At 51.8% G+C, this 26,111-nt stretch carries 23 protein-coding genes; 2 read left to right on the top strand and 21 right to left on the bottom strand.

Annotated features, from left to right (window positions below; translation table 11 throughout):
• Positions 1-62: 62 nt before the first annotated feature.
• From BBD42_RS13455 to BBD42_RS13445, 3 genes are all read right to left on the bottom strand, one after another.
• Complete coding sequence (locus tag BBD42_RS13455; protein WP_099518552.1) at positions 63-470, bottom strand: ArsR/SmtB family transcription factor; 408 nt, start codon at positions 468-470, stop codon at positions 63-65.
• Positions 454-882: an SRPBCC family protein gene (locus BBD42_RS13450; protein ID WP_056033799.1), complete on the bottom strand. Its 429-nt coding sequence runs from the start codon at positions 880-882 to the stop codon at positions 454-456. The genes BBD42_RS13455 and BBD42_RS13450 overlap by 17 nt, the downstream gene beginning before the upstream one ends.
• Positions 883-1,292: 410 nt before the next feature.
• A complete protein-coding gene (locus tag BBD42_RS13445; protein ID WP_099518551.1) occupies positions 1,293-1,676 on the bottom strand; it encodes a hypothetical protein in 384 nt (127 codons plus the stop codon).
• Positions 1,677-1,922: 246 nt separating this feature from the next.
• On the opposite strand from BBD42_RS13445, the gene BBD42_RS13440 reads away from it, so the two are divergent.
• On the top strand, positions 1,923-2,177 hold the full coding sequence (locus BBD42_RS13440) for a GlsB/YeaQ/YmgE family stress response membrane protein (protein ID WP_099521597.1): 255 nt from the start codon (positions 1,923-1,925) through the stop codon (positions 2,175-2,177).
• Between the two features lie 407 nt (positions 2,178-2,584).
• Entirely contained in the window at positions 2,585-2,953 is a 369-nt protein-coding gene (locus BBD42_RS13435; RefSeq protein WP_056033790.1) for a helix-turn-helix domain-containing protein, read from the top strand.
• 10 nt (positions 2,954-2,963) lie between these two features.
• Here the strand turns inward: BBD42_RS13435 and BBD42_RS13430 are convergent, their stop codons facing one another.
• The 18 genes from BBD42_RS13430 to BBD42_RS13345 all read right to left on the bottom strand — a co-directional run bounded on the left by BBD42_RS13430 (position 2,964) and on the right by BBD42_RS13345 (position 25,707).
• Positions 2,964-4,046 carry a hypothetical protein gene (locus BBD42_RS13430; protein WP_099518550.1) on the bottom strand — a complete coding sequence of 361 codons (1,083 nt, stop codon included), beginning with the start codon at positions 4,044-4,046 and terminating at the stop codon, positions 2,964-2,966.
• Positions 4,047-4,155: 109 nt separating this feature from the next.
• Entirely contained in the window at positions 4,156-6,285 is a 2,130-nt protein-coding gene (locus BBD42_RS13425; RefSeq protein ID WP_099518549.1) for an S-layer homology domain-containing protein, read from the bottom strand.
• Between the two features lie 128 nt (positions 6,286-6,413).
• Positions 6,414-7,745, bottom strand: a complete 1,332-nt coding sequence (locus BBD42_RS13420; protein ID WP_099518548.1) for a UDP-glucose dehydrogenase family protein — start codon at positions 7,743-7,745, stop codon at positions 6,414-6,416.
• Between the two features lie 38 nt (positions 7,746-7,783).
• Complete coding sequence (locus BBD42_RS13415; protein WP_099518547.1) at positions 7,784-9,538, bottom strand: phospho-sugar mutase; 1,755 nt, start codon at positions 9,536-9,538, stop codon at positions 7,784-7,786.
• 13 nt (positions 9,539-9,551) lie between these two features.
• A complete protein-coding gene (locus BBD42_RS13410; protein WP_099518546.1) occupies positions 9,552-10,985 on the bottom strand; it encodes a sugar phosphate nucleotidyltransferase in 1,434 nt (477 codons plus the stop codon).
• A 323-nt stretch (positions 10,986-11,308) separates the two neighbouring features.
• The gene (locus BBD42_RS13405) at positions 11,309-12,298 is read right to left on the bottom strand and encodes a glycosyltransferase (protein WP_056033773.1); all 990 of its coding nucleotides are present in this window, start codon (positions 12,296-12,298) and stop codon (positions 11,309-11,311) included.
• Positions 12,299-12,325: 27 nt separating this feature from the next.
• Positions 12,326-13,633, bottom strand: a complete 1,308-nt coding sequence (locus BBD42_RS13400; protein WP_099518545.1) for an oligosaccharide flippase family protein — start codon at positions 13,631-13,633, stop codon at positions 12,326-12,328.
• 1 nt (position 13,634) lies between these two features.
• Complete coding sequence (locus tag BBD42_RS13395) at positions 13,635-14,972, bottom strand: UDP-N-acetylglucosamine 1-carboxyvinyltransferase (RefSeq protein WP_099518544.1); 1,338 nt, start codon at positions 14,970-14,972, stop codon at positions 13,635-13,637.
• Positions 14,973-15,172: 200 nt separating this feature from the next.
• Positions 15,173-16,048 (bottom strand): UDP-N-acetylmuramate dehydrogenase, encoded by an 876-nt coding sequence (gene murB / locus BBD42_RS13390; protein ID WP_237163468.1) that lies wholly within the window; start codon positions 16,046-16,048, stop codon positions 15,173-15,175.
• Between the two features lie 35 nt (positions 16,049-16,083).
• On the bottom strand, positions 16,084-17,385 hold the full coding sequence (locus BBD42_RS13385; RefSeq protein WP_172455488.1) for a glycosyltransferase: 1,302 nt from the start codon (positions 17,383-17,385) through the stop codon (positions 16,084-16,086).
• The gene (locus tag BBD42_RS13380; RefSeq protein ID WP_099518542.1) at positions 17,378-18,535 is read right to left on the bottom strand and encodes a glycosyltransferase; all 1,158 of its coding nucleotides are present in this window, start codon (positions 18,533-18,535) and stop codon (positions 17,378-17,380) included. Before BBD42_RS13380 ends, BBD42_RS13385 begins: the two co-directional genes overlap by 8 nt.
• Positions 18,535-20,034: an O-antigen ligase family protein gene (locus BBD42_RS13375; RefSeq protein ID WP_099518541.1), complete on the bottom strand. Its 1,500-nt coding sequence runs from the start codon at positions 20,032-20,034 to the stop codon at positions 18,535-18,537. The genes BBD42_RS13380 and BBD42_RS13375 overlap by 1 nt, the downstream gene beginning before the upstream one ends.
• Before the next feature lie 4 nt (positions 20,035-20,038).
• Positions 20,039-21,178 (bottom strand): glycosyltransferase family 4 protein, encoded by a 1,140-nt coding sequence (locus tag BBD42_RS13370; RefSeq protein WP_046233572.1) that lies wholly within the window; start codon positions 21,176-21,178, stop codon positions 20,039-20,041.
• 213 nt (positions 21,179-21,391) lie between these two features.
• Entirely contained in the window at positions 21,392-22,057 is a 666-nt protein-coding gene (locus BBD42_RS13365; protein WP_081418743.1) for a sugar transferase, read from the bottom strand.
• The gene (gene galU / locus BBD42_RS13360; protein ID WP_056033922.1) at positions 22,054-22,971 is read right to left on the bottom strand and encodes a UTP--glucose-1-phosphate uridylyltransferase GalU; all 918 of its coding nucleotides are present in this window, start codon (positions 22,969-22,971) and stop codon (positions 22,054-22,056) included. Before galU ends, BBD42_RS13365 begins: the two co-directional genes overlap by 4 nt.
• 615 nt (positions 22,972-23,586) lie before the next feature.
• Positions 23,587-24,264, bottom strand: coding sequence for a CpsD/CapB family tyrosine-protein kinase (locus BBD42_RS13355; RefSeq protein ID WP_099518540.1), 678 nt, complete (start codon positions 24,262-24,264; stop codon positions 23,587-23,589).
• Complete coding sequence (locus BBD42_RS13350; RefSeq protein WP_099518539.1) at positions 24,245-24,997, bottom strand: YveK family protein; 753 nt, start codon at positions 24,995-24,997, stop codon at positions 24,245-24,247. The genes BBD42_RS13355 and BBD42_RS13350 overlap by 20 nt, the downstream gene beginning before the upstream one ends.
• A gap of 269 nt (positions 24,998-25,266) precedes the next feature.
• A complete protein-coding gene (locus tag BBD42_RS13345; RefSeq protein WP_099518538.1) occupies positions 25,267-25,707 on the bottom strand; it encodes a hypothetical protein in 441 nt (146 codons plus the stop codon).
• Positions 25,708-26,111: the final 404 nt, after the last annotated feature.

Raw genomic sequence — 26,111 nt, 5'->3', positions numbered from 1 at the left:
AGACTAAATCCGTTGAAGCCGGATCCAGCAGCCAGGGCAGCCAGACGAGCGGGACCTTTGCTTCAATCCCGCTTCGCAGCTGGCGCTTTCACGACTGCTGGAGCCGGAAAAGCATCCGCTCCCTCCCCTTGGCCATCCTCCTCTACGTAACGCTTAAGCGCACCGAGCTTATTTTCCCAATAACGCTCGTAGAAGGCGATCCATCGCTTTAGCTGCTGCAAAGGCTCCGTATCTAGCCGGTAGCGGGTTTCCCGGCCAACCTTGCGCTCTTTGACCAATCCTGCCTCGGCCAAAATTCGCAAATGCTTCGATACCGCTGTCCGGCTCATCTCATAATGGCTGCTGATGACCGTGACTGGCATCTCCTCATCAACAAGCAGCCGAAGCAGGCTGCGGCGGGTCGGATCGGCAATCGCTTGGAACACCTCAGCCTTCGGCTCCGCCGCCTCGCTGCTATTGTGCCTCGACATACGAAGCCAGCCTTTGCTGAATGCCCGTCCAGCCCTTGTCCATATTGCCGCGCACGATTTCATGCGGCTGTCCGAACTCCGTCACCGTATCCGCATTCCAGCCGCTGTGAATGAGCGTAAACTCCGTGTCTGCTCCTACAGCCTTTAACTCGAAGGAGAGCGTCCAGTCCTTGCCCCATTTGAAGGAGAGGCGATTCGGCGGATCGATGACCGTCACCTTGCAGGGAGATTTTCCGAACGCGCCAGCTTCCAGTTGAAACTCATAACCTTCCTCCGGCTGAAAATCATTGGGCATGAACCATGCGGCGATGCCCTCTGACGTTGCTACTGCCTTCCACACTTTGTCTATCGGCGCTTTAAGCACCAGCGTCTGCCGGATATCCGGCAGCGTATTTGCCGCTTCGCTGCTCATTGTCAATCGTCTCCTCTTCTAATCGCTTTATCATTTAAGTTCTTGCGGACACCAGATCCGTTATATACGCAAAATCATTGCATTTCCCTATTCGGTCGGACACCAGCGCGCTTATTTGTGCTTTTGAGCCTCATTTTACGGCTTTGTCGGGCAAATAACGGCTCTCCTGTCCGCCGCCCTAAATAAGTTCACTTTCTACTACAAATAGCGGATTCTGTGTCCATGAGGACGGACAGGCATTCGATTGCTCGTTTTTAGCACATTCGCTTCCTCAACTATGCCGTCAGCTATGGTGCTAGTTACGCCGTCCGTGATGCAGTCCGTTTTGCAGCTAGTTAAGTTGTTCGTTATGCCTTTCGTTTTACAGCTAGTTAAGTCGTCTGTTATGCCGTCCGTTACGCAGTCAGCAGTTATTTCTTCTTCACTTTGTCCGTATGGCGAAATCGCAGTGCTGACCACACCTCGTCCACAGCGGCATTGCTCACAGGCCTATACGGTGTAAGCTCCATGACTAGCGCCGCCAAGCTGTCGCGGTTAATATCTGCCCCTGCCTTCGCGCTTTGCTTAGGATACGTGATCCAGAACACCGCATCTTCTTCAAGCTGCGGCAAAACGATCGGCAGCTGTTCTCTCACCTGCGCTGCTTGATGAACAAAAAGCTGGGCAAAGCCATATGGGCCTGCACTATTCGTATCTTCAGCGATCCCAGGCGCATAGCCCTCCGGGGCATTCCATACCTTCGCAGCCTGTCCCTCTTTATAACGCAGCTTCTTCAGCAGCCCTTCATCCGCCATCCCGATTCCTCCTTCAAGCCATGCCATTTCATACGAAACCTTTTGGTTTCCTTTCGGATTATACGAAACCTTATGGTTTCATGTCAATAGGCCAAGCTCCGATTAGTTTGACCAAAACCTTCCTGTATGCTTTGTGATTAGCGGCGCTTAATTATGGTTACATAGATAACATGAGACACTACAACAGCTGACACAAGCCACACATTGGCGAACAGCAAAAACACAAAGAGAAAGGCAGTGATCAATATGGGTTTTTTATGGACATTAATTATAGGAGGCATTATCGGTTGGCTCGCAGGAATGATTGTTGGACGTGACATTCCCGGAGGGATCATTGGAAATATTATTGCAGGTTTTATCGGCGCATGGCTCGGAGGCTTGATCTTCGGCGAGCTTGGTCCGGTCATCGGCGGCTTCTATTTCATTCCAGCGTTAATTGGCGCAGTCGTACTTGTGTTCATTCTCAGCCTGATCTTGGCTGGACGAAGAAGACGTGCATAATTTTTTCCCGCCAATATTTTTTGAATAAATAAATGTAGAATAACTAAACAACCTGACGCCAGAAGGCATTATGTCAGGTTGTTTGGTTTTTCAGGCTATTTTTTTCGCAAGCATTAAACGACCATTAGCGACAAAAGGCCGTGTCGAAAATCGAATATCGTGTCATAATTTGTAATAATATATACTTTATTTTTCACTATGCTCAAAAAATATATTTATTCAAGAAATTGTTCAAATTACAAGACTTGTGTTGCTGCTCTGAGGTTGTTAATCTAGACATAGGCCTAAATGATCAGCCGTTGAAAAATCTAGCATTTTACGCCTTTCGGCCGTGCTGGCATCGGTTGTAATTGGTTTTTAATATCTGTAAAATGTTTGTAGTTACCGAAGGTTAATAGGAGGTCCTCATGTTTGCTAAACGCCTTAAACAACTCAGAAAAAAAAGAAAGTACTCCATGCAGCAACTAGCGGATACCGTAGGCGTGGCTAAGAGTACCTATGCAGGCTATGAATCCGGCTATCGGCAGCCTACTTTGGAGACCATTCAAAGCATTGCGAAGAAATTGAATACGACATCCGATTATTTGCTAGGATTAACGGACTATCCTGATCAACAGGAACCGAGCAACAACGCCAAGGAGTTTTTCAATCATGAGCAGCTTCATTGGGACGGCGTTCCGCTGGAGCAGGAGGATTTAGAGCTTGTCCGGATGCTGCTTGAACGCGTTGTGCGCGACCGCACTTCATCCGGCGACCCTTCGCAAAATCCTTCCTAGTCGGTGCCCCTTATCCGCTTGCTTGAACAGCGTTCAGTTTGTTGATGGCGCTGCTGCGAATTTCCGCTTTAATGGATTGATATTCCTGCGTCCACGTTGATTTCTTAGCAAAGGCTATACCAGCTTCCTTATATTCTGTTTCAGCCTTGTTAATTAATGCTTGGTATTGTTTATCGCAAGAAGCCTCTGCAGCAGCAATTTTCCCCAGCAGCTCCCCTTGCAACGCCTTTTCATCCAGTTCCGAGCTTTTGTTTATTGCCGCAACAACCTGTGTCATTAGCTGATTGGCATTGCTGACGCATTTTCCTTTTAATGCCGAAAGCTGTGACTCATATTTGCTGTTCAGAGATTTGGTCTTGCTTTGAGTATCCTTTGTCTGGCTGGCTGTCTTGTTGTCCGTAGCCGTACTTGCTTTCCCGCCTGACGGCTTGCCCGGCTCATCCGTTTTTGCAGTTCCGTCCGTCTTGCCAGCCGAGCCTGCCTGGGAGGAAGCCGTCTCTTGACCGTCCGCCTCCGCAGCTTGCTTGCCCTCTTCTTCCTCTTTGGCCTGCTTCGCTTTTTCCAAAATCGCTTTGCGCTTCGCATCGTCCTTCTCGCCAACCGCTTCAATCGGATAGTTCGTATCCACGATTGCCAAATATTTACCATATTGCTTCGTAATGGAGCGCAGGGCGTCAATTTCCTCCGTCGTCAGCTTTGCCAGCAGCAGATCGCGTATGGCCTGCTTTTCCTCCGTCGTCAGTTCCTCATCCGATTGCCCCAGCAAAATATACATTTCGCGGAATGAAAGCCCGGAGTTCAGCAAAATAGCAGCAACGTCCAGCGCGTCATCGGATTTGATAGTCTTGCCTGCGATTTGCTCCGCTTTGCCAACCGCACTATCGAGTGAGGAAGGCAGCTCCGCCTGATTGGCCGCCCCTCCGGAGGCTGGTGCCGTTCCATCCTGTTCAGCTACTAAAGCGGCACGCCGCTGCTGAATATCCTCCAAGCTGATCGAGCTGATTTTCCAATAAAAGAAACCGACCGTACCGATAAGCAGAACAGCGATCGTTGCAGCGGTTATTAAAATCGTCTTCCAAATGCGTTTTTTCATCCCGTATCCATCCTTTCTTACGCCAAAAGAGCCGGACAAAGGTGCTATCACCTTTATCCGGCATTTGGGCCATCATGCTGCAGGTTAAAAACTTGAGCTATAGCTTCCGCTATAGATTAATCAAACGATACAGCATGACCGCCGCTTCAGCGCGCGTCGTATTGGCATTGACCGGAAAGCTGCCCTGCTCCAGTGGAAGCAGGCTGTTCACTGCCGCGAAGGCAACGCCCCCCCTCAACGATGGATGCAAGTTGTCCGCATCTTTCACAGCGGCAAGTGCAGCTTTTACGTCGGCAGGCTCTTCTAGCCCCTTCGACAGCTTCGCCGCCCTTGCAATCATCGTCGCCATTTCAGCATGCGTAATGGTCGCCTCCGGCTCAAAGCGATTGCCGCTTCGGCCTTGTACAAGGCCGTTCTTCACAGCTGCGCCCACATATGGCGCATACCACTGGCCGGCAGGCACGTCTTTGAACGTGGTGGCTGACGAGGCATTTTTCAAATCCAGCGACCGAATGAGCATTTTGGCAAACTCCGCCCGCGTCACCATTTTGTTTGGATCAAAATGCAATTCCTCCACACCGTCAATAATGCCCTTGGCTGCTATCGCTTCAATTTCCTTGCCTGCCCATGCATATACGCTGTCCAGATCTTGAAAGGATGAGGGGGCAGGATTTACGATTGCGGCCGCTTGATCTACCGGATAAACAATCGAAACCTCCGTTTCAAGCTTGTCCTCCAGCACCGCTTCTGTTACAGCATCTGTCGCAGCCTCGGCAACTGCCTGACCGACGTCCGGATTTACAAGACTGGGTGTTTCAGCAGGCAAAATCCCCTCCTGCGCTCCCGCTGCCAATGTCGAGCCGCTCAAATATTCGCTAAAATTGAAATAAGGCATATTCACAATATACTGGTCAATGCTGCTGCCCGTTCCCAGCTTGGCGAAGCTTTCGCCGAGCACCTTCCATACCGCCTCGCGCCGAGTCAAATAGTTTTGCATCGCTTCAACCGGCGGCTTGAAAATGATATAGCCCTGATCGACCGTCACATACGGTGTAACGTCGAATGTATTTTCCTGCTTCCAGGTCGTCTGCAGCAATTCTACCGCCTGATCTAGCAGCACTTGCTTCTGCTCGGACGACGACTGCGACCATTTTGAAATGATCGTATTCATTTCCTTGTGGTATTCGGCTAGAAGGTCGTCCTCCGGTACTTCAGGCTCTTCCTTGCCGAGCGTCACTTCCTTCTCGAAAAGCACCTTGCCGAGCAGGCTTGCCCGCAGCGTCGCTTTTGCTGAAACGACCGAGCCCGGTATCGTCACTACGCCCGACTGCGCAACTTTCACATCCTTGCTGCCCGCCGGCTTGGACCAGACTAGCAATTCTTTGGGAACTTCACGACCAAAAATCGAGAGCTTGTACGTATGCTTTCGGCCCTCATTGTCGATTTCCACCGTCTCCTTGGCACCCGATCGCATATAAGCAATCATCATGGAGCGGATGGCTGGAACTTCCTTCTTCAGCTGCTTGCGGAAATTGGTGACGGTATCTACCATGTCTTTTTTCGTAATGTCCAGCTTGGCTAGTACAGCACTCACTTTGTAGGTCGAGGTATCGGAAAGAACCGTTTCGAGCGCATCGCCAAGCAGCTTCGTCTGCTCACTCTCGCTCGCCATTAGAAGCAGCAGCTCGGTATTGCTTTTCTCCGAAACTAGCGACGTCGTTTTTTGCTCCAGCGCATTCATAAACTGCATAGCGTCATCCACTGTGAGATGATTTTGCCTAGCAAGTGCTGCTACTGCCTGCAAAGCGCCGCTATAGGCCGGATTTTTGCGAATCGCCTCCAAATTATCAAAAGAAGGATCATATTGCAGGCTTCCCGCCGCTACCATAAAGTCGAAAAGCGGCTGCTGAACAGAAGGGTCTATTTTGCCAGCCAGCTTATTCCATATGGGGGCAATCAAATTGCCGTTGGCTTCAAAGCTGAGCGTTGCAATTTCGTCCCGCAGGTCTCTGACCTCCTGCACGTCAGCCGGATCGCCCATTTGCAAATATTGATGCAGCTCCAGCAGGCGTTTAACAAACTCACTGCTGTAAAAGGATTCGGCTGCACCCGCATGCGCCGTCTGAACAATGCCGAGCTTCTCCAGCAAGCCCCGCTCGCTGAGCGGCAATCCGGAAAGCGCCGTACCCGCAACAGCTGCCGCCAGGGCAGCGGAGACGATTTTTTTCGTAAACCTCATTACGTACTCACCTCTTCTTTCGATGATTGAAAGCCTTCTAGCATTTCTTTCTTAGACAACAGGAAAAGCAACGGTGAATTACTGCATATCACCTATTCGAAACCGTTCAAACCGTGCTAAACTTCTACCTAAATCAATTCATGAATCGCAATGTCTTCGATGTTCATCATAGGTCTGCCCACCGGATAGTAGGCGAACAGCGTGCCTTCCAGCTGCTCTTTGCTGATCGCATTGCGGCCGTCAATGAGAATGGGGCTCGCCATGACGCGCTCCACTTCCTTGAGATTGAGCTTCGTGTAGTCCTCCCACTCCGTGAGCAGGCAGACCGCGTCGCATTGCTTCGCCGCATCAAGCGCGGAATCGCACCACTCAATAGAAGGGTGATTCAGCAGCGAACGGAAATTTTCGACCGCAATGGGGTCCGTTACGCGTGGAATTGCGCCAAGCGCAAGCAGCGACTCAATAATTTCAATCGCAGGCGCTTCTCTTACATCATCGGTTTCCGGCTTAAACGCAAGGCCCCAAATCGCAACGCGTCTGCCATGCATGCTGCCTAGCGCTCGCTTGAGCTTGTCGATGACGCCGTAGCGCTGATGCTGATTGACCTCTACGACCGACTTGAGCAGCTTAAAGTCGTATTCCACATTGCCGGCAATTTGAATTAATGCCTTCGTATCTTTCGGAAAGCAGGAGCCGCCATAGCCAATGCCGGCGCGCAGGAAGGAGGAACCAATTCGGCGGTCGAGCCCCATGCCGTGGGCAACCTCCGTCACGTCCGCGCCTACTTTTTCGCAAATGTTGGCAATTTCATTGATGAACGATATTTTCGTAGCTAGAAACGCATTGGAGGCGTATTTGATCATCTCGGCGCTGCGGATATCCGTCATAATGAGCTGGTCGGTAAACGGCTTGTGCAGGCTTGTCAGTACCTCTGCTGCACGCGTGCTCTCCGAGCCGATAACGATGCGGTCTGGATTTAAAGTATCCTTGACTGCCGAGCCTTCGCGCAGAAACTCAGGAACGGAGGCGATATCGAACGGGTAATCGCTGATCGCTGCCACAATGCCGCGAACGCGTTCGTTCGTGCCGACCGGCACTGTGCTTTTCACAACAACAACCTTATAGCCGTTGAGCGCATAGCCGATTTCACGTGCCACCAGCTCGACAAATCGCATATCCGCTTCGCCATTCGGCAGCGGCGGCGTGCCTACCGCAATAATGACCACATCCGCCAGAGCCATCGCTTCGGTCAAATCATCGGTGAAGGAGAGGCGTCCTGCCGCCGTATTGCTATCGGCCAGTTCCTTAAGCCCCGGCTCATAAATGGGAATTTCACCGCTGCGCAGGCGCTCGATTTTGCTTACATCCTTATCGACACAGATGACATGATTGCCTTTCTCCGCATAACATACGCCCGATACCAATCCTACATATCCCGTTCCTATCACTGTTACGTTCATCAAGCTCCAGCTCCTATCATTTATTTTGAAATTTTCTATTATAAAATGGTCTCCACATCGTAGAGCAGCGCCGTACGAATAGCTGCCAGCCTGCGCCGGCAGCGCACCTCGCTCCACTCCTTCGCTCCATAATAAAGCCGCAGCGACGTCCCTGCCCCGGTAGGCTGAAGCGCGCACCAAGCTCCATCCTCGAAAACATATTTGATCACATTCGCCCCCAGCTCCTGATTCGCAGCTTCCTTGCTGAAGCCGAGCGCTCGCACGCCGTGCTCCTCGGAATCGTAAATGCTGCGAATCCGCAGCGAGGAAAGCTTATCCGGCACTTCGCCCCGCAGCTTGCGCATCACATTGCGCAGCCGCTGCGAGCCTTCAAGGCCGGGAAAGGACAGGCTAACCTGGTCCTCCAAATAAAAGCCATAAGCCTCATAAAGCTTGTGCAGTTGATCCCATAGTGTCAGGCCGCGGCTTTTATAAAAAGCCGCCATCTCTGTTGTGAGCAGCAGCGTCTGCATGGCATCCTTATCTCTGACGAACGCCTGCGGCAAGCAGCCGCCCGTCTCATCAAAGGCGAAAAAAAACTTCCTCGCCCCGAGCTGTTCCTCTTCCGCTATGCGAGCGGCAATATGGCGGAAGCCCGGCGGCGTCTCTACGATGTGAAGACTGTAGCGCCTTGCGATCGCTGTGCTAAGCTCCGTCGTCAGCAGCGACTTGTAGAAGGCTGCCGGGTAAACCGGCTCATTGGCACGCTTCTGCGCGCAAAGATATTCAAGCAGCAAGCTGCCTAGCTGGTTCGCGGACAGCAAGCGGAACTCCCGGCTTTTGTACCGAGCCATTGCACCAAGCTGCTGCGATTCGGGGTCGGTCGCCATAATCAGATCCGTCTGCTTCCGCTCGGCGAGCAGCAGCGCCCGCCCGTAAGAATTGGAATTGTTAGGGTCTGGCTCATCAATGGTCGGAAAAAGCGGGTCTGGCTGGAACTGCTCCGGCACGCTTTCCACATCGCGATAGCCCATTTGCTTCAGCAGCTCCAGCAGCGTCTGCCCCCCGCTGCCATGCAGCGGCGTATAGATAACGCGCAGCCGCGAGCGCCCCGCTCGAAAGGCTGTCGGGCGAACGATAATGTCCGCCAGCTTGCTGTGGTAAGCCTTGTCCACCTCTGTACCGACAAGTACAAGCAGCCTTTGCCGCACCGCCTCCTCCGCATCCATTAGCGGAATGGCAACCTCCTCCTCGATGCCCTCCATGCGCCTTGCTACGAGTTGATTGTATTCCGGCGCCATGACAGCGCCATCTGAGCTGAACAGCTTGACGCCGTTGTAATCATAAGGATAATGGCCGGCTGTAATCATCAGCCCGGCTGCCGCTTGCAGAAAACGGACAGCGAAGGAGAGCTCCGGCGTAGGCCGGGCCTGCTCGAAAAGATAAACCTTCACGCGGTTTTTGACCAGCACGAGCGCTGCCTGTTCCGCGAACACCCGCGATAAAATTCGGCTGTCAAAAGCAATCGCAACACCGCGCTGCTTCGCCTCCTCGCCGCCGCTGCGAATTTCCCCAGCAAGCGCCAGCGCAATGCGGCGCACCGTATAGATGTTCATCCGGTTCGTTCCTGCGCCTACCTTCTCCCGCACGCCTTCCGGCCCAAGGTGCAGATGCTTGTAGAAGCGGTCGGTCAAATCGCCGGCTCCAAGCTCTCCGAGCTCTTTTCGAAGGTAAAAGGGCAGCTCTGCTTCTTTCCAGCGCTCGTATCTCCGATCAATCGCATAATCCAGCTGCTCTGCAATAGCATTCATCATCCTGTTAGCTCCTTCAAATCATGCAATATTGCATAATGTCATTCCAATCCGCTTCCAGCCTGACGCTCTCCTCTTCTACAAGCTGCGTTCCTCTCATGACCTCGATCATTTCCATCGGTGTCAGGGCAAGCAGGCAGTGCCTGCTGCCCAGAGGGATGTTAATAATGTCGCCAGCCTTTACGGTCCGCAGCTGGTCATCGAGCATCATTTCGCCTTCACCGGACAAAATCGTCCACACCTCGCAGCGATTGTTATGATAGTGATAGCTGAAGTTTTTCCCTCTATCGAGGCAGACGCGCTTCGTCATGACCTCGCTGCCGTCCGGATATTTCAAATAATCAAGCACGATGTAGTAGCCCCATCTGCGTTCCTCGTACATCGGGCGCTTGTCGCTATTTTTCAGCACTTCTTTAATGCGCGGGCTGGACGCCTTGTCGGAAACGAGAATGCCGTCGGGGCTTGCAGCGACGATGGCATTTTTGATGCCCAAAATCGTAATCGGAATGCCCAGCTCGTTAATGACATGCGTATCCGTTGCAAGCTCCGTCGTAATATGCTCGCCAAGCTCCGACGTTCCCATTTCTTCTGTCAGCGTGTTCCAGGTGCCAAGGTCTTTCCAGCAGCCGTCAAAAGGAAGCACAGCGACCTGCTTGGCCCGCTCAACGACCTCGTAATCGAAGCTTGTTTTCACCAGCGTGCTGTATTGACTGACGAGCTCGTCGTATTGAATTGGAATCCGCTTCTCGATGAGCAGATTAATCAAATAGCCAAGCTTGAAGGCGAACACGCCGCAGTTCCAAAGCGCTCCGCGCTGCATTAGCTCGGATGCCGCATCCTCGCGCGGCTTTTCAGTGAAGTGCCGAACAAGCCTGTACGAGCGGGCGTTGCCTGTTTCTGCGTCATTCACTTCCGCTTCCGTGACGTCGCCTGCCGCATTAATAATCAGCTTAGGCTCGCCAGTCTCCGGTACGATGTAGCCGTATTTTTCCGATGGGAAGGTCGGCTTAACGCCCATCAGCGCCATATCGCAGCCAGAATCGCGAATGACCTGCTCAAGCTCGCTTATTTTATGGAAGAAGGCATCCTCCACATAGGGGTCAACCGGGAGAATCGTCACGACCTCATCCAGGCTGACTCCGGCAACGGAGTACAAATAAACCGCCGATAACGCGATAGCCGGGAACGTGTCCCGCCGCTCCGGCTCAATAATGAGCGGCACCGACAAGCCGGCATGCACGCGAATCATTTCCTCCTGCGCCTTGCCTGCGGCGATATAGGATGAGCTTTGCAGGCCCGTCTCGCCCAGCTGGCGCCATACCCGCTCGACCATCGATTCCTTTAGCCCGCCGGGCCCATCCAAAATACGCAAAAATTGCTTCGACCTTGCATCATTAGATAGCGGCCACAGCCGTTTACCTGAACCGCCGGATAAAAGAATCAGCTTCATTGGTTTTGCTCCTCCTTTTGCAATTGAAACTGTGGTGATATAGAAGCTGCGCTGCACAAGCGTAAACGGCTTTACCGTCCTCTGGCGGTAATGCTAACGTTTCGCGGTGAAATATAAGCCAAGTATAAAGAGAATACTTATACTTTCTTATATTTTGAAAAGCTTGGCTTCCGATCGCCATTACCCTTGAATTTCTTTGAATCGCCTATATAGGCGGAAATTCAAGGGCAAAAGCGAGCGCTGTCGCTTCGCAAGGCCTAGCTTTTCATTCCGCTCCGCTTTTTCACCACGCTTCAAAATGCTTCAATATAGCGGCACTTGCTTTACGCCGCTTTCTCTACCTTTTTCTTCACCTGACGCAGCAACAGCAGCATCGACAGCATCGCTTTTTTGCCGCCCTCGAAACGGGTCAGCACAGCTAGCAGCCCCGATAGCACGCTGCCTCTTGCCGTCCAATTTTGTTCGAGGCTGAGCTGCACGAGCCGCTTCGCTTTATCCATGTCCCGCTCATTCACTATGGCGGAAACGCCGAGATTAAACAGCTTGAGCGCCAGGCGCTTCGATCTTTTCAGAAAAAATAGCGCGTGCACGCCGTAGCGGTCTATCAGGTCGCGCCCTTCGCGAATACGAAGCTCGGCGCACTGTCTGCCCAGCTCAGCAAGATATTGCTGCACCATCATTTTTTCAACGGAGCCGCTTACGCCGTCAGGCAATGTGTATCTGCGATACAGCAGCTTCTCGACAAGCGCAAACTCCGTGACGAGCCCCATCCGCAGCCATAAATCGTAATCCTGGGTGAACTTGAACAGCTCGCGGTAGCCGCCCGCCTGCTCGTAAGCATCGCGGCGGAACATAACCTCGCCGTGGGTGTAGAAGTTATTTTGCAGCAGCTGATCGATGCCCTTAATGCCCTGCTTGTACTTGTTATAAATCGTCGTTGTATTCGTCACCTTGTTGACGTTCTCGACGATGCAGCCTACGACGCCGACATCCGGCCTGCTTTGCAGCACCTTAACCTGCTCCTCAATACGCTGCGGGAACGAAATATCGCCGGAGCCGTGAATGGCTACAACCTCTCCCCTGCTCTGCTTCACCGCTTCAATGACCGAACGGGTGAAGCCGCGATTGCTGTGGCTGATCAGCCGAATGCGCGGATCTTGAAAAGCTTCCAGCGCCTGCAGCGTGCCGTCCGTCGAACCGTCGTCGACCAAAATAATTTCCGTATTCGCATACGTTTGGTCAAGCAGGCTTTGAATCGACTCCTTCACTTGATTGACCCGGTTGTAATACACCGTGATGATCGATACCAGCATGTCCTCACCTCCGTTATTTTGGGCCCTTTAGCGGCTTCGCAGCTTCATGAAACGAAGGCCGATCGAGCCGATTTTACTTTTGATTTGCGCCCAGTCCTCTTTGTTCAAAATTAAAAGCCTGGACAAGCTAATGGATTCGCGCCGTGCGTAAAAAATAATAAAAGCGACGCCCGCATACATGTAGCTGATGCTGGACGAAATCGATGCCCCTACCGCGCCGTATTTGGGAACGAGAATGAAATTGAGCACGACGTTCATAATGAGCGCAATAACCGAGACCCGCAGCGAGAACAGCGGCGCGCCTCTGCCCGACAGGTCGGAATGGATTAGCTTGAACAGCACCATTGCGATAATACCCGGGAGCAAATAGCGGATAACCTGTCCCGATTCGGCAAAATCTGCTCCGTACAGCAGGCGAATAAACAGCGGCGACATGAACCAGAAGAAGACCCCGAATACGACAAGCACAGGCATAATGACCCGTATCAGCTTCGCTGTCCGTTCGACCGCCGCCTGACTGCTGCTTGAGCTTGCGCTGCGTGAAAATAAAATGAGCCCAATGGCAGCTGGCAGCTGCCAGATCAGCTCTGCTAGATTCGTGCCAACTGAATAGATGCCGACCTCGATGACATTCGTGAACCGCTCCAAAATAATGACGTCCACCCGGTAATTAAGCTGAATTATGAACAGCGCAAGCGCAAAGGAAAAGCCCTGCCGCATCATCTGCTGCGGAATGGGGTGAATATATTTGAACTTGAATTTCACTTCGCCAAGCAGCAGTTTCATAGAGTAGCCTAGCGTGAACGCCGCCATCAGCAGCTGTGTCAGCGCGGCTCCGAGAACTCCCATGCCAAGCGCCCAGACAAGAATAAGCAAAATGATGAAATTAAGCGCCGTCTTAATAATTTCCACCTTATTAATGCTGCCAATATTGCCTTTGCCCTGCATAATGCCGCGTAAATATTGAATCGCTAGATTGACGGGCACGGTCAGTGTACAAATGACAAGCAGCTCCCAGCTGTACTCTCCTCCATACTGAAGCAGCAAAATGCCCATAACGACAGCCACGCTGAGGGAGGATGAAATTAACCACATGAATAATAAGGTTGATACAATATCGTTATAGTTAAATAATTTTTTACCGATGAGATAAGCAGCCGCCTGCCGGATGCCAAGATCGGCGATCGTCACAACGAGCGTAGGGATGACGAGTATGGCCGTTATCATCCCCTTGCCTTCGGGACCCAACAGTCTGGCTGTCAGTACCGAAACGATAAAAGCTCCGAATAATACAAGCAGCCGGGTGCCGATCGTCGTTAAAATCTGAAACAGCATGCTAGTGGTTCACCTTCATGATCTGCGCGCCCAGCGCTGTGAAAATTTCAGTGAAGTTGCCGTAGCCCCGCTCCAGCTGGTACAAATTCGTAATCCGGCTTGTCCCAACAGCCGCCAGCGCAGCAACCGCAACCGCCGCTCCGCCGCGAATATCAGTGGCGACCAAATCGGTGCCATACAGCTCATCTACGCCATGAATGACCGCTGTCTGTCCCGCTGCCCCATTGACGCAAAGGAAGCCGCCATCCTTCACCTCGATGTTTGCGCCCAGCTTGTTCAGCTCGTAGCAGTAGGAGAAGCGTCCGTCGAGAATCGTCTCTTTAAGCTCGCTAGTTCCGCTTGCATTCATCATCAATACGGTATGCAGCGGTTGAATATCGGTATGGAAGCCCGGATAAGCAGCCGTCGTGACGTTCACCGCTTCCAGCGGACGATTCCATTCCACGTAAATGCCATTGTCGATTTCTTCTATTTTCAGGCCCGCCTGCCGCCATACGGCTACTTCGGATTCCAGAATGCGGGTCGTTGCATTGCGAATCGTTGCCGAGCCTTTCGTCGCACCGACCGCTGAAATAATCGTCGAGGCGATAATTCGGTCGCTCATTACCGTAAAGTCTGCGCGGTGCAGCCGCTCTACGCCTGTAATTTGCAGGCTGTTCGAAGACAGCCATTCAATATTTGCCCCCATATCGTTCAGCAGCTTGATGACGTCCAGCACCTCAGGATTGCGGGCCGCGTTATGCAGCTCAACAACCGCATTCGATCGAACGGAAGCGAATAGAACGTTCAGCGTGCCGCCAAAGGTTGGATACGGGAACGTAATGACCGTCCGCTCCTTCGGCTGGCTTTCGCGCAAGTGAAGCCCGAGCTCGCTCTCCTCCATCGCAAAGCCAAGCTCCTGCAGCGCGCTTACGTGCATGTCATGCTTGCGGCTGCCAATGTTGCAGCCGCCCGGCAGCGGCAGGAACAGCGAGCTGCGCCAGTGCGCTGCCGCTCCAAGCAGCAGCAGGGAGTGGCGGATTTTGCCCGCCAGCTCGGCATTCAGCGTGCCGCCCATCCACGCGCTGCCCTTACAGTGAAGCTCGTCGCCTTTAATCTCGACGTTTGCGCCAGAGTCGTTCAACAGCTTGATGAGCTTCGCTACGTCATTCAGCTCAAGCGGCACATTATGCAGCACGACCTCCTCATCGGAGAGGCAGGCGGCCACAATAGCGGGCAGCGCCGAGTTTTTGGCACCGGGAAGCGACACTTCACCTGAAAGGGGATAACCTCCCTCAATTAATAAATAAGGCTCCGAAATCCTTTTTGTGCCGAGCACTCTTGAATGAGCTTGTACCATATGCTTTCTCTCCCTTTTTAAAGGGTGTGGAAAAAGGAACAACACTGCGTAAAAAGACTGGTCTCCGACCGCTGTTGCAACTTCATTTATTGAATCAACCGCTCTAGCGGTATAAATCAAGCTGCAAAAATCGGGCGTTCCACTTCTCCAACCAGCCTTTTCGCTCCGCTCGCCTTTTTCCTCACCCTTTTGTTTTTTATTTATACGAACAGCACTTCTGGCTCCATAAGGATGCCGAGCTGCTTGGCTACTGTCGTTTGCATCAGCTCAATGAGCCGCTTTACGTCGCTGGCTGTGGCACTGCCTTGATTAATAATCCAGTTCGCGTGCACCGTGCTAATCTGTGCGCCGCCAATAACAAAGCCCTTCAGTCCGACCTCTTCGATCAGTCTGCCGGGATGCGGGCCTTCGGGAGGGCTTTTGAAGGTGCTGCCCACTGTTTTGACATTGATGGGGAACTTGCCCTTGCGGATGTCCGCCGCCCGCTTCGTCGCTTCCATCACCTGCGCGGGATCGCTTGCCGCCTCAGCCCGGAAACGCGCGCTCACAATAATGTGGCGCCGTTCCAGAAACCAGCTCCGGCGGAAGGAAAACTGCAGCTCCTCGGCGCTGCTCGTAATCACCTCGCCCGTGTCGCTGACATGCGTGACGCTGCTGACGACATCGCCGATTTCCTTGCCGATGCAGCCAGCATTCATAACGAGCCCCCCGCCTACGCTGCCGGGAATGCCTGCCATAAAATCGAATCCGGCGATGCCTTCATTCGCCATGGAATACGCCAGCCTTGGCAGCGCTACGCCCGCTTCAGCGTACAGCTCGCCGCCTTGAAGGCCATATTCCTTCAAGCCTTTGCCGACATGCATGACGACACCGTCAAAGCCCTCGTCGCCCACAAGCACATTCGAGCCATTGCCGATAATGAGCAGCTTCCAGCCAAAACGCTCGCAAATCGCCGTTACAAAACGAATGTCCTCCACGCTTTTTGGAATGACGTAATAACGGCAAGGGCCGCCAACGCTCATCGTCGTAATGCGGCTTAGCGGAACATTCGCTTCGTGCACAATATGTTCGAACAAGCTCCTCCACTCCTCTACCTTCGTCTTTATCGATACTAAGCTTTGCTGCCCACGCTCCGGGCGGCTTTACTAGTTTTGCTGCTTCTTGGCGAAACGGCTGCGTCCAGCGCCGCTGCTCCCGGCAGGTTCGCTGCACGCAGCGCCTCAGGTGCGCCTGCGCCTTTGATATGCGCATCCACGACGGCGAGCATCGTATCAATGCGCGACTCCCAGTCATGCTTTTTCGCTTCGGCGACACGATCCAGGATTAACTGCTCGTAATTGTCTAGCAGCCCTTCATTCAACGCCAGCCCCAGCTGTTTGTCGAAGGCATCAGCATCTGCGGCAACATAGCAGTAGGAATAATAATCCCTGACCGCTGGCAGCGGCGTCATGACAACCGGCTTGCCTGCTGATAAATATTCGAAAAATTTCATCGGAAACATATTCGTCGTGTATTCGTTAATGACATTAGGCAGCAGGCAGGCATCGAAGCCTTTCAAATAACCCGGCAGCTCGCTGTACGGCTTTGGCCCGATCAAATGAATGTTCGGCGTCTGGCCCAGCCGGTCTGCATCGGTCCACGGGTCGCCCTCTCCCACCTGTCCAATGAACACAAAATGCACATGAGGGTTGCGGGACGCCACCGTTTCGATTAATGCCAAATCCAGCTTGTAGCCGCTTATAGCACCGATGAAGCCGACCTTGGGACCCTTCATCCGCAAAAGCTCCGCAGGAATGGCCGTGTCTGGCGACAACGCCTTGTTGAAATGATTGAATTCCGCTACATTCGGGCTGTAATAAGTGCTTTCGTTGATCGCCTTGCGCGTCTCATACAGATTGGGTGCCGTAGCAAAAACGACATCGACATCCTCCACCAGCCGCGCCTCCTGCTCCTTAATAATTTGCTCGGGCATGCCGGGCTGCGCGGAAATTTCATCTACGCAGTGGTAAACCGACAGCTGCTCACGCATATTCAGCAGCGGCTGCGTCAGCGGATTGTATGTCCACAGCACGTAATCCTCCATCCCAAGCTTCCGGGCGAAATGCTTTACATACTGCCGGACAATAAAAAAGTTCAGCTTCCGAACGAAGCTGAACCGCTGATAAGGGATGACGACTGGCGACCATACCCATAGATTTGTTTTTTTGTGCTGCAGCCCGCTAAAAAATTGACTGAGCCGCTTTATAATGCGCTTAATATCCTTGCCGTTGCTTGACGGCTTGCGAAGGCCAAGCGAGTTCAGATACAGCACCTGATGCCCGCGGCCCGCGAGCCTGTCGGCAATATGCTGCTTATTCGTCCAGAAGGGGTTATCCCAATCGGCGGTTGACACAATAATAAATGGCTTAGACATGCTGCTTCTCTCCAATATATTGTTTATAGAGCTGCTCCAGCTTCTCCGTCTGCAAGCGCAGATCGAACTGCTGCTCGACAAAGGCGCGGCCATTTTGTCCAATGGCTGCGCGCAGCGGCTGGCTGGTTACGAGCATATCGAGCTTTTCTTCCAATTGGGCGGCGCTGCGCTCCTCTACCAAATAGCCGGTTTTGCCATTTTGCACCGCGTCCTTAATGCCGCCGCTGCTGGTGGCAACAACGGGAAGTCCCGTTCCGGAAGCTTCCAAAATGACCATGCCGAGCCCTTCCTGATCGCCATCCTTCGCGGTTACGCTCGGCAAGCAGAAAATATCCGAATCGCTGAGCCGCTTCAGCACCTCATGATGGGGAATGCTGCCGAGGAACGTAATTCGCCCGCTCCCAGCTCCCGATGCAGCAAGCTCAGCCAGTTCCTGCCTCAGCGGTCCGTCTCCGGCAATGACGAGGCGCACATGCTCGCGCCGGGCTGCCAGCCGGTGGAACGCTTCAATTAAATAAGCGATGCCCTTCTTCTCGGTCAGCCGGCCAACGGTCATAATCGTAATCGTGTCACGATCCGGCGCTTCCCGATAAAAAACTTTAGCCAAATCGATGCCGATGTAATGGATTTTGATTTTTTGCTCAGGTACGCCATGCGCCATCAGCTTCTGCTTAATATGGTTTGAAACGGCAAGGAACAACGTTGTGTCCCGTACCAGCCGCTTAAACTTCATATAATAGACGAGCCAGGAAAGCGGCCCAGGCATCAGCTTCGGCAGCCGTGTAATATCGTACCCGTGAAAGGTAGCGAACAGCGGAATGCCGCGTTCCTTGCAGACGGGAACCGCATAGACCGCATCTACCCCGAAGTGGGCATGCACAAGCTCAATCTCGCGCTGCTCAACGATCCGGTTAATATGGCGCGTAGAGGTAACGGTCAGCGTGTAAAGCAGCTTCGTCAGCTTCTTCTGAAGCGACGACCCTGCCGCGCCAACAATGGTGTTGATGCTCCATTGATTAGGGAATTTATCGCGATTCGCGACCTCCCGGGTAATGACCTCCACCTGCACATTCCGATATTGATTCAGCTGCTCATAAATAAACGTTTCCGATGCAGGCAAAAAGGTATTTCTCAGTACGCCAATCCTCATTATTTCCCTCCAACTTCTGCCGTCTGCGGCATCAAAGCCCGCTCCTGAATCACTTGCCTATCGCCGCTGCCCGCCTGATTTTCGCTCTGGCTTCTGCTATCGTTGCTGCTTCGCTCTTCCTCGCTATCCTCGCGCTGCTCGTACAAGATAAGCCCCGCAAGAAAGAAGAATACAGACGCGACCCGCAGATCATGCAGGAAAAAGTTATCAAACATTCCTTGCACGATAACGAATAGTGCCGCTCCTATTACACAGCTATCGAGTGCCGAGCCCGTGCGATAATAACGGCAAATGCCGCGCCATAAAATGCCGAACAGCAGCAAAATGAGGGCAATCAGTCCAAACAGGCCGCTCCATGTCCACATAATGACAAACAAGTTATGCGGCGGATACTTGCTGCTAAAGCCGACCGTCGCTGCGTAGAATGGAAAAATCCGCTCCCAGCCGCCATAGCCAAGGCCCAGCAGCGGATGCTCGGCAAAGTTTTGGAAGGTGAACTTCCAAATATAAGCCCGGGGATCGCCTTCGATCGCATCGGCATTCAGCCTGCTCGTCAAATTCGTTATAATGTCGCCTGTAACGACAAAAGGAATGATCGCTGCCGGTATGACGATCAGCAACGACAGCTTGAACAGCTTTTGCACCCGGAACCGGATGCACACATAAGCCAGCACCACAATGCCAAGCGCGAGCACGCCAGCGCGTGATTGCGTCGCCAGCATAGCGCCTAAATAAATGAAGCAGATGCCGAGCTGCAGCAGGCCGCCCTTGCGAAGCAGCAGCGATAGCGCAATACAAAGCATCATCCCGAAAAAAACCGAAGCCACATTCGTATTCACGAACAACGTTCCCGCTTTAAAGGGGTCCAAAATGTTAGCTTTAATATCTACATTAATTAACGCCGCCAGCGTATTCGGCTCGATCAGGAAGCTCGCGATTTTCGACCTTAAAAATTGCAGCTCCTGATCAGGAGCAATAATAAAATAAATGTTCATCAGGCCAATCGGCAAATACACATGCTGGATGCCGCGAAGCGTCTGTTCAACGGAAAGCCCGCGAGCCCGGTAATAGTAGCCCCCTAGCAAAGCGAGCAACCCAATGATGGAATAAGCAATCAGCTTAAAGCCGAGCACCCGATCCGGGGCATAAATAATGCCCACCGCCATCGCGATAAGCAAGGCAACATAATAACGAACAAGCCGCTGTGTGCGAAAATAATGCATCAGCTTTCCTTGCGAAGCCGAGCGCAGCAGAAGTATAACGAGCACGAGACTCGACAGCGTCACCGAAACCGCAAGCGGCAAATACAACTGGTAGGCTAGCAGCGCAGGAATGACAACATAATAAATGGCGTCTTTCCTAATCGCGACATAAGCGAGCGCTCCAGCAGCAACGAACAGCAGCACGTAAACATGCTGTACGGAAGCGAGGCAGATAGCGCCCAGAGACAGCAGCATCGCGGCATAAAGCGCCAGCTTGTTCGGCAAACGGGCAAGCATCGAGCTAGGCCTGCACTTTCATCGGATTAAACCGTTCATTGAAGCTGCCGCTGACGATGCTGGAAATGTGGTACAGAAACGCCTCCACCGAAAACTGCTGTGCATTCTGGCGGCAGTTGGCATCCGTCATCATCCAGGACAGCAGCTCAAACTGCCTTACCGCATCAATGACTGATTCGGCATCCTGCTTCTCAAAGAACAAACCGGTTGGATTATTCTCGCCCAGCCCTTTGACGATATCCTGGGCACCGCCCTTTCCGTAAGCAATAACCGGCGTTCCCGCTGCCTGAGCCTCCACCATGCTGATGCCGAAGTCCTCTTCACCTGCGAAAATAAAAGCTTTAGCCTGCTGCATATGCTTAAGCAGCACGGCATTGGGCTGATAGCCGAGCAGCTTGACGTTCGGCGTTGCCAGCTGCTTCAGCGTCTTCATCTCCGGGCCGTCGCCGATGACGATCAGCTCTTTGTCCGGCATTTTGGCAAAAGCCTCGACAACGAGGTCAATCCGCTTATACGGCACAAGCCGCGAGGCAGTAAAATAATACTCTTTCCGATCCTGATTGGAGTGATTGCCGAACGCCTTCACTTCAACCGGAGGGTACACTACCTGTGCCTGGCGGCGATAAATTTTGTGAATGCGCCGGGCGATATAAGACGAGTTCGCGAGAAACACATCTACGCCGTTCGCTGTCCGCACATCCCACATGCGAATTTGGTGAAGCAGCAGCTTGGATACGAGCTGCTTCAGCTTGCCCAGCTCGCTTAAATATTGATGCTGCAAATCCCAGGCATAACGGATCGGCGTATGCACATAGGAAATATGAATTTGATCAGGGCCCGTAATAATGCCTTTCGCGACCGCATGCGAGCTGGATATGATGACATCATAGCCGGATAAGTCAAACTGCTCGACCGCCAGCGGCATAAAAGGAAGATACGTTTTGTACATTTTTTTCGCAAAAGGCAGCTGCTGAATAAAAGTTGTAATCGGCTTTTTTCCCTTCAGCATATGGCGGTCCTTCTCTTCCAGAAAATCAATTACACAGAACAGGTCCGCGTCGGGGTAAATATTCAGCAGTTGTTCTACTACCTTCTCTGAACCTGCATAGGTTACCAGCCATTCATGAACGATAGCCACTCTCATAGGGCAACTCCTTCTTCGTGCGTAGTTCAGAAGCATGATGAAAAGGAACGGCGCTGCGTAAAAAGGTTGGCTTACGGCCGATTTTGCAGCTTCATCTTTTTGAATGAACCGCCTGAGCGGTAAAAATGAAGCTGCAAAAATCGATCGCTACCGCTCCTCCAGCTCAACCTTTTCACTCCGCTTGCCTTTTCACCTTGCTTCTGGATTTTGATTTCAATAAGCGCCTTTGCGCAGCAGCACGATGATGACCGTGCGATACAATATTTTCAGATCCAGCCATACGGACTGGTTGTAGACGTAAAAAAGCTCAAGATCGACGCGCTCAGGATACCCGACGTCGCTGCGGCCGCTTACTTGCCAATAGCCGGTTACTCCCGGCTTGACCGATAGGAAGGGGACCGCCTTCTCTCCGTATTCCTTCAGTTCGTCACGCACGATTGGGCGCGGTCCCACCAGGCTCATCTCGCCTTTCAGCACATTGATGAGCTGGGGGAGCTCGTCCAGGCTCGTTTTGCGCAGGAAGCTGCCGATTTTCGTGACGCGCGGGTCTTCGGATGGATCAAGCTTGTAGCTGTTGTCGATGTATTTTTTGTACAATACCGGGTCGGCGCGCAGCCGCTGCTCGGCATCATGCAGCATAGAACGAAACTTGATGATGCTGAACGTATTGCCCTTATGTCCAATCCGCTTCTGCTTGAAAAAAACCGTGCCCTTCGGATCGCTGATCTTAATCAGCAAAGCGACGAGCATGAACACCGGAAGCAGAAAAATAATGCCCGCCAGCGAGCATAAGACATCAATGATCCGCTTCGCTGCGGCTTGCAGCGAGAGAGTCAGCGTGCGGGCTTCCGATTTGTATTGTGGCCGATTTACACTCATACGCTATCCCTCCTCAGTGCTTTGAGCTGGCTAGCCTGCTGCTGCTCAACAATTTCCTCAAGCGCCGTCATCAGCGGAAGCTTAAGCTCCTTATTACGCAAAGCGAAGTCAATCGTCGTTAAAATAAAGCCAAGCTTTTCTCCGACATCGTAACGTTTGCCTTCAAAATCATAAGCAAAAACGCCTTCGCTTTCATTCAGCTTTTGAATCGCGTCGGTTAATTGAATCTCGTCGCCGGCGCCCTTCTCCTGCAGCTCCAGAAAATCAAAAATTTCCGGCGTCAGCACGTACCGGCCCATAATCGCCAAATTGGAAGGGGCATGTCCCGGCTTCGGCTTCTCGACGAAACGGTTAACCTGTACGAGACGGCTGCCTTCAACATCCATCCCTACCGGATCGACAATGCCGTAACGCTGCGTCTGATCGACGGATACGGTCTGAACGCCGATGACCGATTTGCCCGTCGCATCGTATTGTTCAATGAGCTGCCTTGTGCAAGGCACCTCGGATTCGACGATGTCATCGCCAAGCAAAACAGCGAATGGCTCATTGCCGATAAATTTACGGGCGCACCATACAGCATGGCCGAGCCCCTTTGCTTCTTTTTGACGAATATAATGGATCGTTACATTGGAGGAACGCTGCACGGCTTGCAGCAGCTCCAGCTTGCCTTTCTCAATCAACGTGTGCTCCAGTTCAAATGCGATATCAAAATGGTCCTCAATGGCCCGCTTTCCTTTGCCTGTTACGATAATAATGTCTTCGATACCGGATGCGATGGCTTCTTCGACGATGTATTGAATCGTCGGCTTGTCGACAATCGGCAGCATCTCCTTCGGCATTGCTTTCGTTGCAGGCAAGAAGCGCGTTCCAAGTCCAGCTGCAGGAATAATTGCTTTTGTCACTTTTTTCATCATCCATCACCCTATCCTTCTTCGTTTTTTTTCTTTAATTGGAAGCAGTTCATGGGAGTTAAAAGTTCCAGCTATACTCTCGTGTGCCTTGCTCCTCTCCTATACATGATCGTATAGCTCGAACTTCTAAATGCTTTCACTCCTTTTCGCCCGTTTTTCTGCACGTAATCATGTAGAGGAGTTCGGGGCAAAGGGGATCGGCGCTCCGCTTGCCCCTTTCACCCAAACTCCTCACAAATAAATTAAAGGGCATCTAACCCCTCCTCACACCACACCACCGACGCTCTACGTCTAAGGCCGTTCGCGGCCCACAGCATGATCGAGTGCCTCCAGTGATATAGGTGCAGGAGACATTACCTTTAAAAACGTTAATTCTCTTTACTTATGGTTTTAAAAACTGGCGATGAAAATGGCGAAGCGGAATGAAAGGCTTGAGCTGGAGAAGCGTAGCGTTCGCTTTTACCTTTGCATTCTCCCCTATTAGGGGGCTTATTCGAGGAATGCAAGGGTAATGGCGATCGGAAGCCAAGCCTTTCATGCAGTGGAGCTTTTTTTCATACACGCTTTTAATCATCCGATAAAGAGATTACAAATACTCAAATTGAAACCTTACACTCATTGGTAGTAATATAAATACCCTTCCGAGCTGCTCCGCTTGATTTTATTGAGCACTACCCCTAAAATCCTCGCTTTCACATGCTCCAGGCTCGCCTTCGCTTTGATGGCGACTTCCTTCTTGACTGTGCCGGAATCGATGACGAGGACGACGCCGTCTGACTTGGAGGCTACGATTTGCGCATCCGTCACGACCATGATCGGCGGAGTATCGACAATGATAATGTCGTAATGCTCCTTCATTTTTTCCAGCAGCTGGTCCATTCGCTTCGATGCCAGCATCTCCGACGGGTTCGGCGGAACTGGCCCTGCCGGTAAAATGCTTAGCCCGCTCACTGAAGTGGCTTGAATCGCATTCTCCCATTCCTTCTGATTGCTCAGCACCGAGGTGAGGCCAATCTGATTGGATACTCGGAACAGCTGATGCTGCGTCGGCTTGCGCATATCGGCATCAATCAACAGCACCCTCTTGTTCGACTGCGCATAGGTGACAGCAATGTTGGCCGAGGTTGTGCTTTTGCCTTCGTTCATCTTCGTGGAGGTGACCATCAGGGTACGAATTTCTTCCTCCAAATTGGAGAAATCGATATTCGTTCTAAGGATGCGGTAAGCCTCCGATATCGGCGACTTCGGGTTCGTTTCCGTAATGAGCGGCCAATTAGGTTTCGTACGTGACATTATTTTTCCCCCTCATCGGTCGGTCTATGGAATTGTCCTTGTGCTTGCCTAGATCAACCTCGCGAATTTTCGGAATGAGCGACAGCGTCGGCAAGCCTAGCACCGCCTGAATGTCCTCCTCCGTCTTAATCGTATCGTCGAGATAATCGAGCAGCAGCGCGAATCCAATGCCTACCAGCATAGAGAGTGCAATCGCAATCGCAATATTTATCGTCGGCTTAGGCGACACAGGAGGCGGTGTGAGCGTATGATCGGCTTCGTACAAAATCGACACATTATCAACCTGCATCAAGCTCGGCAGCTCCTGCATGAACACCTCCGATACCGCATTCGCAATGTTCGCGGCCCGGCCGTAAGAGGAATCCTTTGCAGTGACGGACATCACCTGCGTGTCGTTGACTGAGGTTACGCTAATCCGTTCAATCAGCTGGCCTGTCGTAAGGCCAAGCTCAGGATACTTCTGGGCAACCTTGCCCATTACCCTCGGCGTTCTTATAATTTCCTTGTACGTCTTCACCAGTTGAATGTTGGAGTTGATCGTGCTTAGATCCAGCTTGGCGATAATATCGTTTTGACTGCCTGTCTGATTAACGATCAGCTTGGTCGACGCCTCATATTCCGGCTGTTGAAAATAATAAGAATAGATGCCTGTGGCGATCCCTGCCATGCAGACGAGCGCTGTTATCAACCAGATTCTTTTTTTCACAACGTGCCAATATTGTTTTAATTCCAATGCGTATACCTCCATATAAAATTATTCAAAACGCGACCTATTGGGTAAAAAAAAGAGGTACCTACCATTTTCGCCGCCCAGCTGCCCAGCCCTTTAAGCAGCTTTCAACATCGGGCAGGCAGCCATTTTACACCTTTCTCTATCATTCGACAGTTTTATCCTTTTGCGAAAATACTCAATATGAGCTTTTTCGACTTGATTATATTCATAAAGAATAACTTTTTCAAGGTGTTTTGAAAATTAGTTTTCTGAATTTTCAAAACATTCATTTACATAGAGGCCCTTTTCGAGAGTCTGTTCTCCGACAAAAACTGTTGGAACGAACCGCCCTCAAGGACATGATCCATCATATCTTCAAACGTGCCATTAATTCCTTTTTTACGGAGCAGCAGTGTCAGCAGCTCGGCTAAATCAATACGAGGCCTTGCCTCGGAAGGCACATAACGCTGCTGTTCATAATCGAATACCATTTCCTGCTTCATTGGATATTGCGCCATAAGCAGCCATTCCGTCAGGCTTCTTCCTGCGGTTCTCCCTGGTTCGGGCGCAAACATTGGATCATCAGCAAGCTTTTTGAAAAAAGCCTTCGCTTTCAGAGCGCGCTGCTTCTGCTGCACAAGCTCGTGGAGATCATCAGCGATTTGATCGGGCTGTTCTCCCACAACGCCATAATCATTCACCCGTCTGAGTGATTGTTGATTCGTTACCATCCTAATCCCTCCACACTTTTTTTGAAAATATAAGCAGGCAACCTATCCAATGCGCTCTTTTTAGTATGTCGTATATTATGCGTATTGAATAAGTATAAAAGAAGAAAACCGAAAAGAGTGTCAGTTTGTGTCGAATTAAATAAATTGATCATTTAGCCCATTAACTGCCCCACGCGTCCTATATCCAATTTCAGTAAATTGTTGAGGTATTGTATAACCGTGCTTTATTGTCTACAAAAGGCCACTTTCAGCATAGGTACAGCGGTTAAGCTGCACCAGGCTAAATGAGAACTTTATTGCGCTTTTTTGACGCAATAAACAGCCGTTGATTCGCTAACAGCAGGCGCAGCGGCATGTCAGTTTATTTTATAGGCGCCATGCGGCATGACGGCGTTTTGGCCTTC

This window comes from Paenibacillus sp. BIHB 4019 (assembly GCF_002741035.1).
Taxonomy (GTDB): Bacteria; Bacillota; Bacilli; order Paenibacillales; family Paenibacillaceae; genus Pristimantibacillus.
Note: the sequence above shows the minus strand (reverse complement) of the source record. Positions and strands in the feature narration are given on the sequence as shown.